This is a genomic window from Companilactobacillus paralimentarius DSM 13238 = JCM 10415 (genome assembly GCF_001434985.1).
GTDB classification, from domain to species: Bacteria; Bacillota; Bacilli; order Lactobacillales; family Lactobacillaceae; genus Companilactobacillus; species Companilactobacillus paralimentarius.
Genome location: NZ_AZES01000059.1, coordinates 1 through 14,386 on the forward strand (window position 1 = coordinate 1; position 14,386 = coordinate 14,386).

A 14,386-nucleotide genomic window follows, 5' to 3' on the forward strand; every position below is an offset into this window, starting at 1 on the left:
AATAGCAGTTTGAACATCACTAGCTTTTTCAAAGGTCGAAAAATCTGGAAGTCCTAGTACAGCTTGTGCATGTGTTTGTGGATAGAATTTTGCTCCATCCTTAGACAATTGAAGAATGTCAGTCATTAATCTCTCCTACTTTCTTATACTCAAATCGTTGGTCAATTGGAATGTTAAACCCATCAATTTGAGCTTTAATTTGTTGTATTTTTTCGAGCCAATCAGCTTTTGTAGATTCCAAAAGATTATTAATGCTCTCAATACCTGGAATATAATTTATTGAAGTACCATCTAGCTGTGTGCTAGGGATGATTGAAATATCAAAACTACAGGTAGTGATCTGATTATTAATCATGAAATAGGCATCCTGAATCTTGCCAACAGAATCAGTTAAATGTTTGCTAATAGGATAATCAATAACATTCCCATTTACATTTACTGGATCATTACAAATAATTGTTCCATCAGGCTTTTTTGCCTCGAATGTTGCAAAATCTATTTCAAGATTAGGGTAGCCATCATTAGAAATAGAAGCTTCGATAATCACATCATTTTCACCTTGTCTCAAGATGATTGGATCATTATCAATAGTGACATTTTTACGAATATCAAGACTAATCTTTGCTATTTTTGTCATCTATTAAGCCCCCATTTCGTTATTCATTCCTTGTAACTTATTTCTAATGGACGTGTTCATAGTTTGACTAACGTCAACTTCGCCATCTTTAAGCATTTGTGAAATTAATTTTTGGGCATTACTAGCAGTCAAAACATCACTGGCTTTAATTTGGCTTTGCAAATCTGAGAGGGCTTGAACATTAATCTGATTTTTAGACTTTAAATCTTCAATTTGAGACTTGGCATCCGCCATTTGTTCTTGTATATCGTCAATTTTCTTTTTGACAATTGCAACATACAAAGCAACGTAGTAAGCAAGTTGCTTTCTACCAGTCTCGATCAAATCATGAATCATCAGCAAAGCACGTTGAAATTCTGAAATATAGACGGAAAAACGGTGTGGCATAGCATTTTGATTTCCAATGATTTGCAAATCAAAATCTAGTGTAGTAATTGCTCTATCACGATTAACACTTTCAATGATGAAGTGAGCCGACTTAAAATGTCCCTTTGCTTGAGCAATAACTGATTCAGGTTGCCAAGTGATAATCCCTTCTGAAGCCTGAGAAGTTTCAAAGCCAATATCAGAACGAATGTAAGCACCGCTTGCATCTGTTCCTTCAAAACTGATTAGCTTATCTCTTAGCGCATTACCATCACCAACATATCCGCTTAAATCTTCTATATCGGCATTAGGAGTTAGGAAATTAAGTTCAAATTGGTAGTTTCCTGCCAATCCTTGCACCATATAAGCAGGTTGAAATTTGTGTCCCATAAATAGTAATTGTGACCAACCTTCAGGCGTGATGTGGTTACTTTCATCAGTAGAATATTGCGTTGGTAGATATGAGGCTTCAGCTAAATTGGTGCAAAAAAATAGCGCTTGAGTTGTCGGTAAAGCACAATCAACAGCGTTATAATCGAAATTCTCATAGGAACCCGGGAAAATATTATCTTCCATTATTTATCCTCCATTTCATCATCCATTTGGTGTAACTTACCCTTCCAACTGTAAGCATCGCTGATACCATAATCACCAGTGTAATTTGGTGGATAATATCCATTTGGATTTGGATTACTAGGGAATCTTCCTTCGATATTTTTAATTCTAGTTTCTAGATCCCCAAGTTTTTGATCAACTTCCGATTTTTTGGCATAATATTCTGCAATTGATTCAGAAAGTTCATCGCTTATTTGACTTAGCTTATCTGGAGTAAGCTGTTGGAAAAAGTTAACTAGCAGCTGGATGTTTGAATCCTCAACTGCTTGGTTCTTTAATACAGTATTTATAGCGTTCTCGACTTCTTCAATGTTATAAGTAGTTGAATGGAACATCGAAGGGCCGATTTGTTCTTGAGTTAGCCTATCCAAATGTAGTTCATTTCCATCAATTCCTTCTAGCGGAGCAATATCTGGAACGGATAGTTGTGTATCTTTAGTAACGTCTAGCAGTTTATATTTTTGAGCAATGACATTGCCATCATCATCTTTGCCGAGAATTTTTAAAACGTAGCCGCCAGAATCGTCGAAAATCTTTGTGCCTGTATCATCTGTCTTATTTATATGCATTCGATTCAATCGACTGTAATTTACAATTTGCATTGGATCCATTAGCTTCCCTCCTTATTTATTTTATTTATTAAGTCCCATTTCCTTATTCATATCTTGCAGCTTGCTTCTAGTTGACGCATTCATAGCTTGATTAATCTTTGCTTCTTGCTTTTTAAAAGCTTTATTAAGTAGGGCGTTGTTTCGATTTGCAAGACGAATCTTATCAGACATTTCATAATTGATATCACGCTTGGATAGTTTTGAATTATCAAGTGTGACGGTCATAGGGCTATTGTTTGTCAGTGGATTACCACTGATTCCATTTAGTGTAATCATTGTTTTAATTCCGAGAGGTTCAGCATTCAAAAACAACGTATCGCCAATGTTTAAACTGTCATCTTGAGCAGATAAGTTAATAGTCAACTCAACTACTGGTTCGGTTTGCATGACTGAATCAGCATACTTCTTCATAGAATCAACGTCTTTAATTTGATCATTAGTGATATCTTCACCAATGATTAAACCGTGTTCAGAACGTGAAGCTAAGCTGTAGTAAAAGAACGGATCAAAATAATATTTTACTTCGTCCGTATCTGCCTTTGCTGTATCATCGGTGGCTGCGTCATTTGATTTAGGCTCAACATCTATATCACCGTCAAAGTTGATATCATCAGCGCAAACCCATTCGTTTGTGGCAACACGATACCAAGTTTTTCCGCCATACCCATCTGATACGGTTCCATCGATTTTCCATTGACTGCCGTTAGGTAGTGTGCGACCAGAAATTTCATGTTGACCAGAAAATGGAGAATCATAAATTTTGGCAAAAGTTGGTGTGGTAGTAGTTTGATTGTCACCAGTACCAGTGGTTATGTCAGCAGCCTTAATAGTACCTTGACCCCAGACCTGCTCGATAACTTGTTGTTCTGGCTTGACATCACCAGATTTATCAAACGAGAAATATTTCTCGCTTACCCATTCATTTGTGGCAACACGATACCAAACAACACCATCAATTGATATTTGCTTATCAATAGCCCATTTACTACCATTTGGCAATTTTTGGCCGGTTAAGTTATTTCCTACCGGTGAGCTATAAACTGGTGCTCCACCATCTTCCATAGTTGAAATAGTTCCTATGGAATTGCCAGTAGAAGTTGCTGCCAATGTGCTAGATGATCCAGTAGAATCACTAGTTGATGTTCCATCGGCTGTTGAACTGTGAGAATCGTCAACTGTGGCACCATACAGCATAGCTCCATTGACCATTGAAGTGGAGTCTACCGATAACTCAATATCATTAGTATTGTGAGACCAGATGAATTGACGGTTGGTAGGAGTCTTATATGAATTCTGATCATAGATTAAAACCGTTTTTCCATTTGGCAGCCAACGTGCTCCATATGAATCAACGGCTTTTTGAATTGCATCCAAACCAGAGCAGTTACCCCAATCCGTAATATCAATAGTGGGAAAGCTTCCATTAATTTGGTATGAATAGCCTGAATTGTACTGACTATCAAAGATAAATTTCATCATTGAATCAATGGAATAACTTTGGTTGCCCTTGTTAACATTGAATTGTCTAAAATTTTGAACGCCAAAGATTTCATGCGTTGCTGTGACATCTTTAGTAACAAAATCATCCACGTATTTAGATACGCACTGCTTGATTTGATACTTTTGACCGTCAAAAATAATATAGGCATCGTTTTCCAGCAAATCGAATGAAACGCCATTCTTCTTTGTAAGAAACGCTGTAAAAGACAACTGAAATGTCGAATTAATCTGCTTGTCTATTTTAAATGTGCCTTCGTTTAAACACGTCAACCATTCTTCACTCTGGCCATCGAATGATCGAACGTAAATTTTGTGTCCGTTGAAAGCTGGCATTAAAAATAGATGAAATAGAATTCAAAGGCAATATCTGAGTTTGTAAGGCCAGAAATTTCAAACTCGTTATCACCTTTTACTAGTGAAATTGTTCCGTGATTACTATTGATCCCATCAGGTTGACCATTTAAATACGGGTCAACGCCATCAAGAATAAGCTCATCATTTGTACTTAAAACTATGTTATAGGTGAATATTTCGCCAGTAGTTTTATTAGTCAAGGTTGGTGAGCCAGAACCTTTAATGTGGATTTTTAGATAATGATTTTGTCCTAATGGATCAATATCAACTGAACTTGGATTATAAATAGAAAACTTCTCTTCTTTGGATTCATAAGAAATATCTTTATTAGGTATTCCCATTCCATAAGAAAAGAAGTTTTTTTCTTTATCAAAGATTTCTAACGACGTGCCTACACTCTCACGCATGCCTGTATAGTTGTTGAACGTGATGACAAAAGTACCTTGTTTCTCATTGAAATAGGTTGGTGCAATAGGCTTAGTAACCACGCGATATTTAAATGTTGGTTCATCACCAAAAACAATCCAGAATCCATTTCTACTCATGAAGAAGTTCTGTAATTCAGCAAGTAGCATAGAAAACTCAGGTTTATTATCACCATCAATCATCCATGTTGTTGTGATATCACGTGAATCAAATGATCCCGAAGTTCTATTTTGACCGTCACGTGTATTCATCTTTTGCCAGTTATCTACCGGATTGGTGATAGCTGGGTCCCAATCATACATGTGCACGCCAAATAAATTTTCATCATCATAATATGATTCCCAATTAACCCCATCAGCACTTATTGCCACCTCAATTGGCTCTAGCGGCAGTCTTGAAGGATTGTCGTGGCCGTTTGAAAAGCCATAAGCATGAGGTTTAGGATTAGTCGTTTCATCTTTAAATACTTGATTCGTCATTATTGTCTATCACCTCGCTGATATGCGTAGATATCCGTATCACGTCTATTTTGCTGATTGAAATTGCTTGAAGTTCTAGCAATATTAACTTCTGGAGCAAAGTCTTTATTATTAATGGAACCAAGTAAATTGATAACCATTTCCAATTTTTGACCGATATCGGCAGAAATATTATTAGATAGGTTTGATGTTCTAAATTCCGGATGATAGTCGGCCATTCTTCCCATCAAATCAGCCATCAAAGGAATTGCCGAAGGCTTTGATGGATTGATAGCAAACTCGTCACCATCTTCGCCCATAATTGCTGGCGTTGGTCCAAACATATGACCACCATTGGCCAAGAAGTTAATCTGCCTACCAGTACCGATTCTGTCCCAGGCACCACTATGCATGTAAGCATTAGCGGTAGCCATGATCTGATCTTCACCACTTAAAATATTGGTGTGACCAGGCACGGCATAGGCCATAAAGGTTTGTGGGATAAATTGTAGTAATCCCATGGCAGGATTACCTGCAGCAGAGTTTTTATCAGAAATTGTTTGTTTGATGGCTGGATTACCGCCAGACTCACGTGCAATTTCACGAACGAAGGCAGCTGCCTCCCAATCAATACCTTTAGGGGGATTAGCACCCATATCTTTCAAAATCTTAGCAACGATAGGTAGCCAAGCTTGAGCCGCCTTTGGTTCACCGGCAACGGATTGAGCTTCCAACTCTTTATCCTTTAGTTTGCCAAGTGCATCCTTTACCCAGTCAACACCTTGCTTTACCAAGTAATGACCTGCAGGAGGAGCAAATTTACTACCGAATTTTGTTGCTTGTGTAAATTTAGATGTAGCCTTATCCCAAACGCTAGTTAAATTGCCAAGTGGGTCTTTCAGAAATGATGTGAGTCCTTCAAGCTTATCCTTGACCCATTTACCCATATCGCCAAGTTCACCCTTAATCCAGCCACCAACACCACCTTCGTAATGAGGAACTGAACTAGGAGCGAATCTAGCGGCTGTCTCATTAGCAGGTACAACAGTAGCACCAGGTTTCAAGTCAACCATTACATTTCTCATTTTGGGAATAACTCGCCAAGGTTCACCAGGATTCTTAAATGCTTCTTCGAATACTGGGCCTTTTTGGTCATTGATCAATGCGGGACCACCACGGTGATATCCAACACCCGAGGCATATTTAATTGGTGCAATGGCCTTGGCCTTGCCGCCAAAGAAATGAATAACTGTGTTAATACCACCAATACCCGTATTAATTGCAGTTACAACGCCTTTCATAGCATCTTTAGCCCAACCATTAAATTTGCCAAAGATTGATTTAAAGAAGTTACCAACACCAGACCACATGGAATCCCATCCAGACTTGAAACTGGAACTGAATTGACTCCACCATGAGTTCATTCCACTTGAGAAATCGTTATACCATTTCGACATTCCATTAAATTTTTTGCCCATGTAAGAGCTGGCTCTTGACCACATTGAATTCCATGACTTGCTAAAATCAGAACTAAAATTAGACCACCAGTTACTCATTCCAGTTCCCCATGAATTGGCAGTTTTTTGGGCGTTATTAAATTGATTCTTTAAATCCTTAACCCAACTAGACTTTTGAACTGATTTAGACATGTCAGACATTTGCTTAGAAATATCTTTAGAAGTTTTCTGACTAGATTTAGACATCTCGGCCATATTCTTGGATATGTCCTTAGAAAACTTCTTCATATCAATGGCCTTGGTAATTTTCTTCCAATCTTTACCCCAAGATTTTGCAATTGGATTAAAGATATTACCTAGCCATTTAGTAAATCCATTCCAATCCTTTTTCAAATCCTTAACCAGACCCGAAATAATTTTCTTAGTAGGTTTAACCAAAGGCTTAGTGATAATCATTCCGATACCGACAGGCAACGCTAGTGCATACAGAGCCATCTTGCCGAAGCCCTTTAGGCCACTGATGATTCCTTTACTCATGTCACTACCAATCTTCTTGGTACTTTTAGTGAATGATTTAAATCCTTTTTGGATGTTCTTTATAGCGTTCGAAGCCCATTTTTGGAAGTCCTTGCCTACCTTGGTATCCTTTAAAATAAAATCACCAATACCTAAAAATGGATTGGCCAAAGTAAGAAGTATTTCTTCTTTATGCTTACCCATCCAAGTGGTAATGCCTTTCGTCCATTCAACAACAGCATCACCAGCCTTGCGTGAGTAATAACCAGCTTTCTGGATAATACCCTTTGGAGGCTTTGCTCCACGCCCAGCTTTATTCCAGCCATCAGTAAATTGCTTAGCGGCTTTTCCACCGTACTTACCAATCGTACGTCCTAGCATAGCACCAATAGCTTCACCGGCCGGACCGCCTAGCATGAATCCAATTCCACCACCAATTGCACCACCAGCAGCTTTACCGAATCCCTCAAATTTTTTTTCAGGGTTCTTAGCCTTCAAAGCGCCAACAATGTCCATGCCAGCAACTGCTCCAACACCAATAGTTGTTGCAGCAGTACCTATTTTGGCACCTTTGGACATATCTCCAACATTCACTTTGGAGAATTTACCACCTTGTGTAATCTTTCCAAGCATAGTTTGCAAAGATTTAAATTTAGTTTTAGTGTCATTAAATCCTTCTGTACCGAATCTAAAGACAGTCTTCTCATTTTTACCTGAACCAATAACTTTGGTTAAAAGTCCGCCACCTTTAGACTGCAATCCGGCAACTTTGAGCAATGGATCAAATGCGCCCTTGACCATTTTGAAGCCTTTCATAGCCACAAAATAGCCTGCTAATGCTTTAATAGCTGTTTTATGCTTAGCAATACCAGCTAGAATACTTTCGAAGGTCTTCAAAGGATCCGTAGAACCCTTAGCATTCTTACCAGTTAGTCCAAACATGCTTGCAATTGTAGTCATGATTGACTTCATATCATTCCAAACAGCCTGACCAAATACAGAGGCAATTTCACCAACATCTTTACCAATCTTCATGATGGTATCCTTGTGACCATCAATGTATTTGATAATGTCACCAATACCATTTAAAACAGTGGCAGTTGCGGAACCTATAGCCTTAGAATACTTCTGCATTGCATCATCAGATAATAGATCTCGAATAGCACCACTAGCAGATTTAGTAGTATTGAATGTTTGTGACATGATGTCACCCATCAACTTGCTAAATCTTGAATGGATATACATTCCCATACCCATGTATGATGTCATGGCTTCTTGAGTACCACCAGAATACTTCTTACCTAGATAAGAAAGCGTTTCGGTAAATTGTTCGGCACTCAGTTTACCGGCTGCAGACATAGCATAGAGTTCCTTCATTGACTTACCGGTAGCTTTTTGCAAAGCTTCACCGAACATAGGAAATCTATTAATCATGACGGCCATATCTTCTGAACTGGCTTTACCGCCGGCAACAATCTTAGCAAATTGCTCACCTGATTCAGCTAGTGCATCATTTGACATATGTAGAGTTGAACCCAAGGCGATAAATGAATTAGTCCAGTCCTTAGTTTCAGCAACATTTGAATGAACGTGGTAGAACGACTGAGACATTTTGTTGATCGTATCAGCTGCATAAATAGAGTGCTGTGACAAAGAATTAATATAATCAACTAAAACTTTCCCATCTCTGGGTGCTTCCGTTGTCAGTGAAGTCCAAACGGTCTTCATCGTATCTTGTTCCTTGTTGTACTCCATACCGGCTGCAGTTGCTGATTTCAAGCCACTTGTTAGCTGCATTAGTCCATTAGAAATCAATTGACCAGCAAAGGTACCAGCTATTATTTCTTTAAGATGACTAAATTTCTTTGTAGCAGTATCAACTGATGAAGTATTAACATTGATATCTTTTGTAACAGGCTTAGACATTTCATCAATCGCACTTTTGATTTTTGAAAAGTCGCCTTGATTGGCGACAAAGTCTAATTGAGTGCGTGCTTCTTTTGGCACCTTATGAAACATGTCCATGAAGCTGTTATAGTGCCGTTGATCTGCTATGAAATCAAGCTTGGTTTTCTTCTCTTTAGGTAAAGAATCATAATCTCGTTTAGTGGCTTCAAGTGCTTGTTTATCAAACTTTGTTTTTAACTCTGTTTGAATATTTTTAGGTAAAGTATTCAAATAGCCTTCAAAACTAGAAAAGCCACTGTGATCGGCAATGGCTTTTAGCTGAGTTTGAATATCCTTAGGCAAGCCTTGAAGTTTCTGATCAAAGGTAACGATTTTCTGCTCATCGGCAGTAACATCGAGTTTTACGTTCTTATCCTTGATGTTGTCCATTGCTTGTTTGACTTTTTGAGCAGTTGGAGTTAGCTGATCCTTACCAAGAAAATTAATAACCTTGTTTACTACAATATCTGACATCTATTCTCGCCCCCTTTTCATAACTAAATCGTAGAAGGCTTGTGCATCAATCTGTTTATTTTGAGTGGCACTAGTCTCCTTGCCAAAATTAGTAGCAAAATCCTTTATTTCTCTAATTGTCGAATCAACTGATCTGTTTTGAGTTTGAATATCCTCAATCAACCCAACTGGTTGAACCATTGCTGATTTAACACGAGAATTTTCGAGATCGTCATATTGTGCTAGTAATGCTCCTCGGCATAAATCATTAAACTCAAATGGGGTAAGCTTATAAAAATCGTCAATGTTAGTAATCCCTATTAATCTTCTTGCCTGAGATATTTGTTCATCTAAATCAAACTTATTTACTTGTTCACTGCTGCTAGTCTTTCTTTGGCCATCTCCATGTTCTCTTTGAGTTGATCGATTTGAATTTGAGTCATTTCTTTTTCTTCGGTTTTTACCGATTTCAATTCCAAACTCTTGTTCATACCTTTGATCAAACGATCTCCGTATCTCATCCACTCGTTTATTTTCGCTTTTAAAAAACCTGCGTTAACTAGTCCTTTAATGATTTCGCTAGTAACTTCGTGGATATCGTCAAATCGACCATCTTCGCTTAATTGATCAACTAACTCATCTTCTTTAAGCAGATTTCCAGCAACAGCCTTAAAGAAAGTAATCACTGAATCCACATTGTCAGAAAATAAACCATCTAAAAATGAATTAAATTTATCAGCACGTTTATCCCTATCTTCACCAGCAATATTCTTGTATAAAAGGTAATTAAAAGTAGGTGTAGCTGTTCCCTTTTTTGTCTCTAAAGTTAGCATTTTGATTTCTCCTAATAATTTAATTCCGACCAAACCACCGCTCAAGTGTGTGAGTATGCACTTAATTAGATACTAAACAGTCGGCTTAGTATCCGAAGATGTTGATGATCCGATGCTTGAACTTGTGCTTGAGCTTGTATTTGAATTAGATGGATTAACTATTTTAGAAGCTCCAGGACCCGCGACATCTTCTCCAGTTGTTGTATCCTGAACTGTAATAGTTTCATCATCGGCAGTATTATCAACTGTCTTCCCATTTTCTGTACCAATGTCACTTGGATGTGCCCAGTTGTAATACTTGTCTAAGTCATCAAGTACACCATCTTCAAAGTCAGATTCGTCCAATTCAAAAGCGTTCTCATCAGAATTAATTGCTCGTTCAACACCATTGACTTCAAATTGAAGATTGGATGTAACAATCCCACCTAATGCTTCTGTATTAGGTAAGTTTGGAACATATGATTGAGAAAATTGTGCTTGAACTTTACGATTTGGTTTTGTTCCATGAAGCGTATTTAAATCAACACGCCATAAACCAATTAGTTCTCCCTTTTGCCAAGCAGCGTATAAATCCCAGTACAAATCTTTTCCGTTATTAGCGGGATCATCAAAAATAACATCGACTGTTCTTTGTTGGTTAATAGCACCAACACCTTTAGCAGTCCCACGTTTAGTAGCAGTTGATTGTACATTACGCGTATTAGTACCTGATGTAGCACCTTGCTGACCTAAAATATGGGCCTTATTGGCTACTGGTTCATGCATGAAACGCTTGTAAAGATAAATAATTTTATCAGCGTCACGACCTTTGAAGGCCTTTTTGAATTTGTTTTCTGTTGCTGTATCATCAGCCATTTTTATTCCTCTTTTCTAAATTTTGAGTAAAAAAATAGACATTCACTCTGAAATGAATGCCTAAATAAATGATCTTTCTGTTATGTTGTAATCTAAGGTAATTGTTACGTGTCTTAGTGATTGTGAAGTTGAATTATCAATAACTTCTATTTGTTTGAATCCTGTCGACTGGCAATAATAATTTGATAATTTTAAATATTTTAAATACTCACGAATGCTGAAACAGATATCCATCATTTGACCATGATCATTATCTTTAATATCAAAATAATCTACATATAACGTATATGATGAACGCTGTTCATTTTTAACACGCTGACTATCTACTGTTGAGCCAGTTGAAACAATAATTTGAGGATAATTTGCATTATCGCTCTCATTTGAATCAAAAACTTGAACATCAGTAATAGCGTTGATAGTTCTAATAGCAGACGCGAGCATGTCTCTTTGTGGTGAAATTTTTATCACCTACTTTATTGATTTTTTAATAATCTCATCAGAATACGTGTCTACATCAAGATCCATACCAGAATCATGCATAACATGCTGAGCCGGATAATTTCTATTCTTTAGGCCATTTTCAAACGCTTGGATATACTCATATCCTTCTTTTGATTCAGCATTAGCATATATATCAGAGGTCATGCCATCTTTGGAAGGATGCTTTGCAACAGACTTCCATAAGTTACCATGTCCAACATACCCAGACTTTGAGTGATATTCACGTTCCTTGATTAACTTTTGTGCTCCATCAACCTCATCGTTAGCAATCTTATCAACGGCCTTTGGAACGTTAACTTTGAGTCGTGCTTTATCTTGAAGCACAAGCTCTGCCAAGTCAGAATTTCCAGATTGCTTCAGTGATCTAGCCATAGCCATTAGTGGATCGCTAAAATTATCCTTAGCTTGAACCCTGACTACTGGTACGTGTTCGTTATTCCAACTCATGATTTCACCACCGTTCCAACAGCATAAATAGTTGTTCGATTTCTATGAGTTCTCAATTGCTTAACGGCATACTTAGGGGATTGTTGCTTTTCGTCGTATTCACCCTCAAAAGCGACATAGTCAGCCGTTTCAGGACAGTTTAATCTAATTACCCATGACTTATCATATTGCTTACCAATTACGTTAATTTGCTCCTGAGAACCATTCAAGGAAGTAATTCTTGCACCATAATACTTAGTAGCAATTAATGGCTTCACGTGATTTAAAGGGTCACTATTCTTCTGATTATTTGATTTAATTAAATAAATAGTAGATCTAATCAAACGTCATCACACTCCCACGATGGTCATTTTCTTCGAGCCCATCTTTGTATTGATTAAGTAAATCAAAGTACGGTGACAAATCAGTATCAGAGAATGTCAGTGACATTCCTTCTTCTGAAATCGACTTAGTACCTTCATAATTCTCTTTAGTTACTGCATTTTGAGTAACCTTTTGAACTATGACAGTGAGCTTAGAATCAATATCATCAATATCCAGATACAACTTAATTTCATCAATTGCATTTTCAATATAGATTTTAATTCTTGGAATACGTGGATCATCATTTTGTATGCCATTGATAACTTCGATATTAGATAATACCGTATCGATGACAGTGATATCTTGAGTTTCGCTCATGAAATCACCCCATTACTTACCTGATGTTGAACTTGATGTGGAACTTGCTGCAGCCTTCTTAGCTTTGGTATTGATGTTAGTTACAACATATTTTTGATCAATCTTGAACTTGTACGCAACAACACCGATATTACGTGGGTCAGTTACCACCTTGTAATAAGGCACGGTGGCATTTTCTAATGTATTCACTGTTAGTCCAACATAAGATTGAGTAATATCGTATCCTAAACCATTCGGATGCATTGAAACAATACGACGATTAATCAATGCTGACTGTCCACCTTTTCCAAGTGCGTCACGTGTTACTTCAACCGCATTTTGACTAGCTGGTGCAGTTGAATAGCGCAATGCACCGTCCGTCATTGCATACATAATTGTTGTGCCATCTGCAGCTAGTGGAATGTCATCATCTTCAACAATCGGAATACCATTGTAGGTTGTCAATGGAGTTCCACCTTGTGATGGTTGAATATCGGCAATTAAGTTTTGTTCACGCATTGCATATACAGTAGCTGAATTGACTACCAATCTTGTTAGTGTTGGAGTAGCAACATCACCCATTCTAGATAGAGCAGCTAAGTAGTTGCCGGCTGATAAGTCTTGAACAGTATCAAAGCCGAATGACTTACTTTCTTTTAAATCATCTAATAGATACATGTTTTTGAGCATTGCAAGAAGTAATCGTTGATCTTGTCGTTGCCAGTAATTTGAGAATTTAGATGTGACACGTCCTTCGACATTTGCACCTGATACTTGTTGAGAAAAGTCTGTTTCACCAAATGCTTTGGCTTGGTAAAATTTGACGGCATTATGTTCGTCACTAGTGATACCTTCAACAGTAATATCGTCAGTATCATTCCAGTCTTGAGGTTCACCACTTAAATCATTCAAAACCGGAATATTCATCAATCGACCGGGATCTTGCAAATGTGCGCCCATCACATCATCGGCGGTAACCGCACCAGATGTTAAAAGACGATTAGTTTTAGTAGAGTCGTTAGTAATGTATTGTGCCCATAATTCAGGAATAACCAATTGTCCTAAAAATGTTGAGCCAGTAAATTGTGGCATTGAAATTTCCTTCTTCCTATTCGTTTAAATAATCTTTCTTAATTAGATCGGGATTTTCCATATAAACCTTTGTAAGTTCTTCAAGGCTCATATCTTTTAAATCCTTATCAAGTGTCACTGTCGCTTTACCTGTGGCAGTTTGAGGTGTACTTTTGCCCTTTAGACGTTTCTCAACACTTTCTTGCACAGCGTTATCAAATATTGTTTTCACATTATCAAGGTTTTGTTGAGTTTCTTCATCGTTTGACCCAACAAACAACTTTGCAAATGATTGTGGTAGTTCCTTATCAGCAGCAATCTTATAGGCCGACTCAATCAAGGTACGATGTTCGTTTTCTGCTTGTAATTCTTCGAGTTTCTTCTTCAAGTCAGCAGTTTCAGCATCGGCTTTTTCTTTTTCAGTCATATTGGCTTCAGCATCGTGTTTTGCAATAGCTTCTTTAATCATATCTGGAATATTGGCTACTTGGCCTTGTAAATCCTTGATGGTTTCATCAGCTTTGGCCTTTTCTTTTGCCTTGGATTGACTGATAAGTTGATTAACCTTTTCTTGCTGCTTATCATCAAACTTCACTTCTACTTCAGTAGATTCATTTGTATCTTGTTGTTCGTTAGAGCCATTATTAATTTCTGGCATTGAGTTATCCTCCCGTTTTAA

At 37.5% G+C, this 14,386-nt stretch carries 15 protein-coding genes; all 15 read right to left on the reverse strand.

Annotated features, from left to right (window positions below):
• Window positions 1–118 precede the first annotated feature (118 nt).
• Window positions 119–637, reverse strand: coding sequence for a hypothetical protein (locus tag FD33_RS05985; RefSeq protein WP_025085012.1), 519 nt, complete (start codon window positions 635–637; stop codon window positions 119–121).
• Between the two features lie 3 nt (window positions 638–640).
• Window positions 641–1,579, reverse strand: coding sequence for a hypothetical protein (locus FD33_RS05990; protein ID WP_025085011.1), 939 nt, complete (start codon window positions 1,577–1,579; stop codon window positions 641–643).
• The gene (locus tag FD33_RS05995; RefSeq protein ID WP_025085010.1) at window positions 1,579–2,229 is read right to left on the reverse strand and encodes a hypothetical protein; all 651 of its coding nucleotides are present in this window, start codon (window positions 2,227–2,229) and stop codon (window positions 1,579–1,581) included. Before FD33_RS05995 ends, FD33_RS05990 begins: the two co-directional genes overlap by 1 nt.
• Window positions 2,230–2,250: 21 nt before the next feature.
• Window positions 2,251–4,062, reverse strand: a complete 1,812-nt coding sequence (locus tag FD33_RS06000) for a prophage endopeptidase tail family protein (protein WP_025085009.1) — start codon at window positions 4,060–4,062, stop codon at window positions 2,251–2,253.
• Complete coding sequence (locus tag FD33_RS06005; protein WP_025085008.1) at window positions 4,062–4,988, reverse strand: phage tail domain-containing protein; 927 nt, start codon at window positions 4,986–4,988, stop codon at window positions 4,062–4,064. Before FD33_RS06005 ends, FD33_RS06000 begins: the two co-directional genes overlap by 1 nt.
• Window positions 4,988–9,361, reverse strand: coding sequence for a tape measure protein (locus FD33_RS06010; RefSeq protein WP_056955839.1), 4,374 nt, complete (start codon window positions 9,359–9,361; stop codon window positions 4,988–4,990). The genes FD33_RS06005 and FD33_RS06010 overlap by 1 nt, the downstream gene beginning before the upstream one ends.
• Window positions 9,362–9,541 carry a hypothetical protein gene (locus FD33_RS06015; protein ID WP_025085005.1) on the reverse strand — a complete coding sequence of 60 codons (180 nt, stop codon included), beginning with the start codon at window positions 9,539–9,541 and terminating at the stop codon, window positions 9,362–9,364.
• Between the two features lie 164 nt (window positions 9,542–9,705).
• Window positions 9,706–10,173, reverse strand: coding sequence for a hypothetical protein (locus FD33_RS06020; RefSeq protein WP_025085004.1), 468 nt, complete (start codon window positions 10,171–10,173; stop codon window positions 9,706–9,708).
• A gap of 72 nt (window positions 10,174–10,245) precedes the next feature.
• Window positions 10,246–11,028, reverse strand: a complete 783-nt coding sequence (locus FD33_RS06025; protein ID WP_025085003.1) for a hypothetical protein — start codon at window positions 11,026–11,028, stop codon at window positions 10,246–10,248.
• Window positions 11,029–11,088: 60 nt separating this feature from the next.
• Window positions 11,089–11,469: a phage tail terminator family protein gene (locus FD33_RS06030; RefSeq protein ID WP_025085002.1), complete on the reverse strand. Its 381-nt coding sequence runs from the start codon at window positions 11,467–11,469 to the stop codon at window positions 11,089–11,091.
• A gap of 27 nt (window positions 11,470–11,496) precedes the next feature.
• Window positions 11,497–11,976 (reverse strand): hypothetical protein, encoded by a 480-nt coding sequence (locus FD33_RS06035; RefSeq protein WP_025085001.1) that lies wholly within the window; start codon window positions 11,974–11,976, stop codon window positions 11,497–11,499.
• Window positions 11,973–12,299 (reverse strand): hypothetical protein, encoded by a 327-nt coding sequence (locus FD33_RS06040; RefSeq protein ID WP_025085000.1) that lies wholly within the window; start codon window positions 12,297–12,299, stop codon window positions 11,973–11,975. Before FD33_RS06040 ends, FD33_RS06035 begins: the two co-directional genes overlap by 4 nt.
• Window positions 12,292–12,657 carry a phage head-tail connector protein gene (locus FD33_RS06045; protein ID WP_025084999.1) on the reverse strand — a complete coding sequence of 122 codons (366 nt, stop codon included), beginning with the start codon at window positions 12,655–12,657 and terminating at the stop codon, window positions 12,292–12,294. Before FD33_RS06045 ends, FD33_RS06040 begins: the two co-directional genes overlap by 8 nt.
• 12 nt (window positions 12,658–12,669) lie before the next feature.
• The gene (locus FD33_RS06050; protein WP_025084998.1) at window positions 12,670–13,728 is read right to left on the reverse strand and encodes a hypothetical protein; all 1,059 of its coding nucleotides are present in this window, start codon (window positions 13,726–13,728) and stop codon (window positions 12,670–12,672) included.
• 16 nt (window positions 13,729–13,744) lie between these two features.
• Complete coding sequence (locus FD33_RS06055) at window positions 13,745–14,365, reverse strand: DUF4355 domain-containing protein (RefSeq protein WP_025084997.1); 621 nt, start codon at window positions 14,363–14,365, stop codon at window positions 13,745–13,747.
• Window positions 14,366–14,386: the final 21 nt, after the last annotated feature.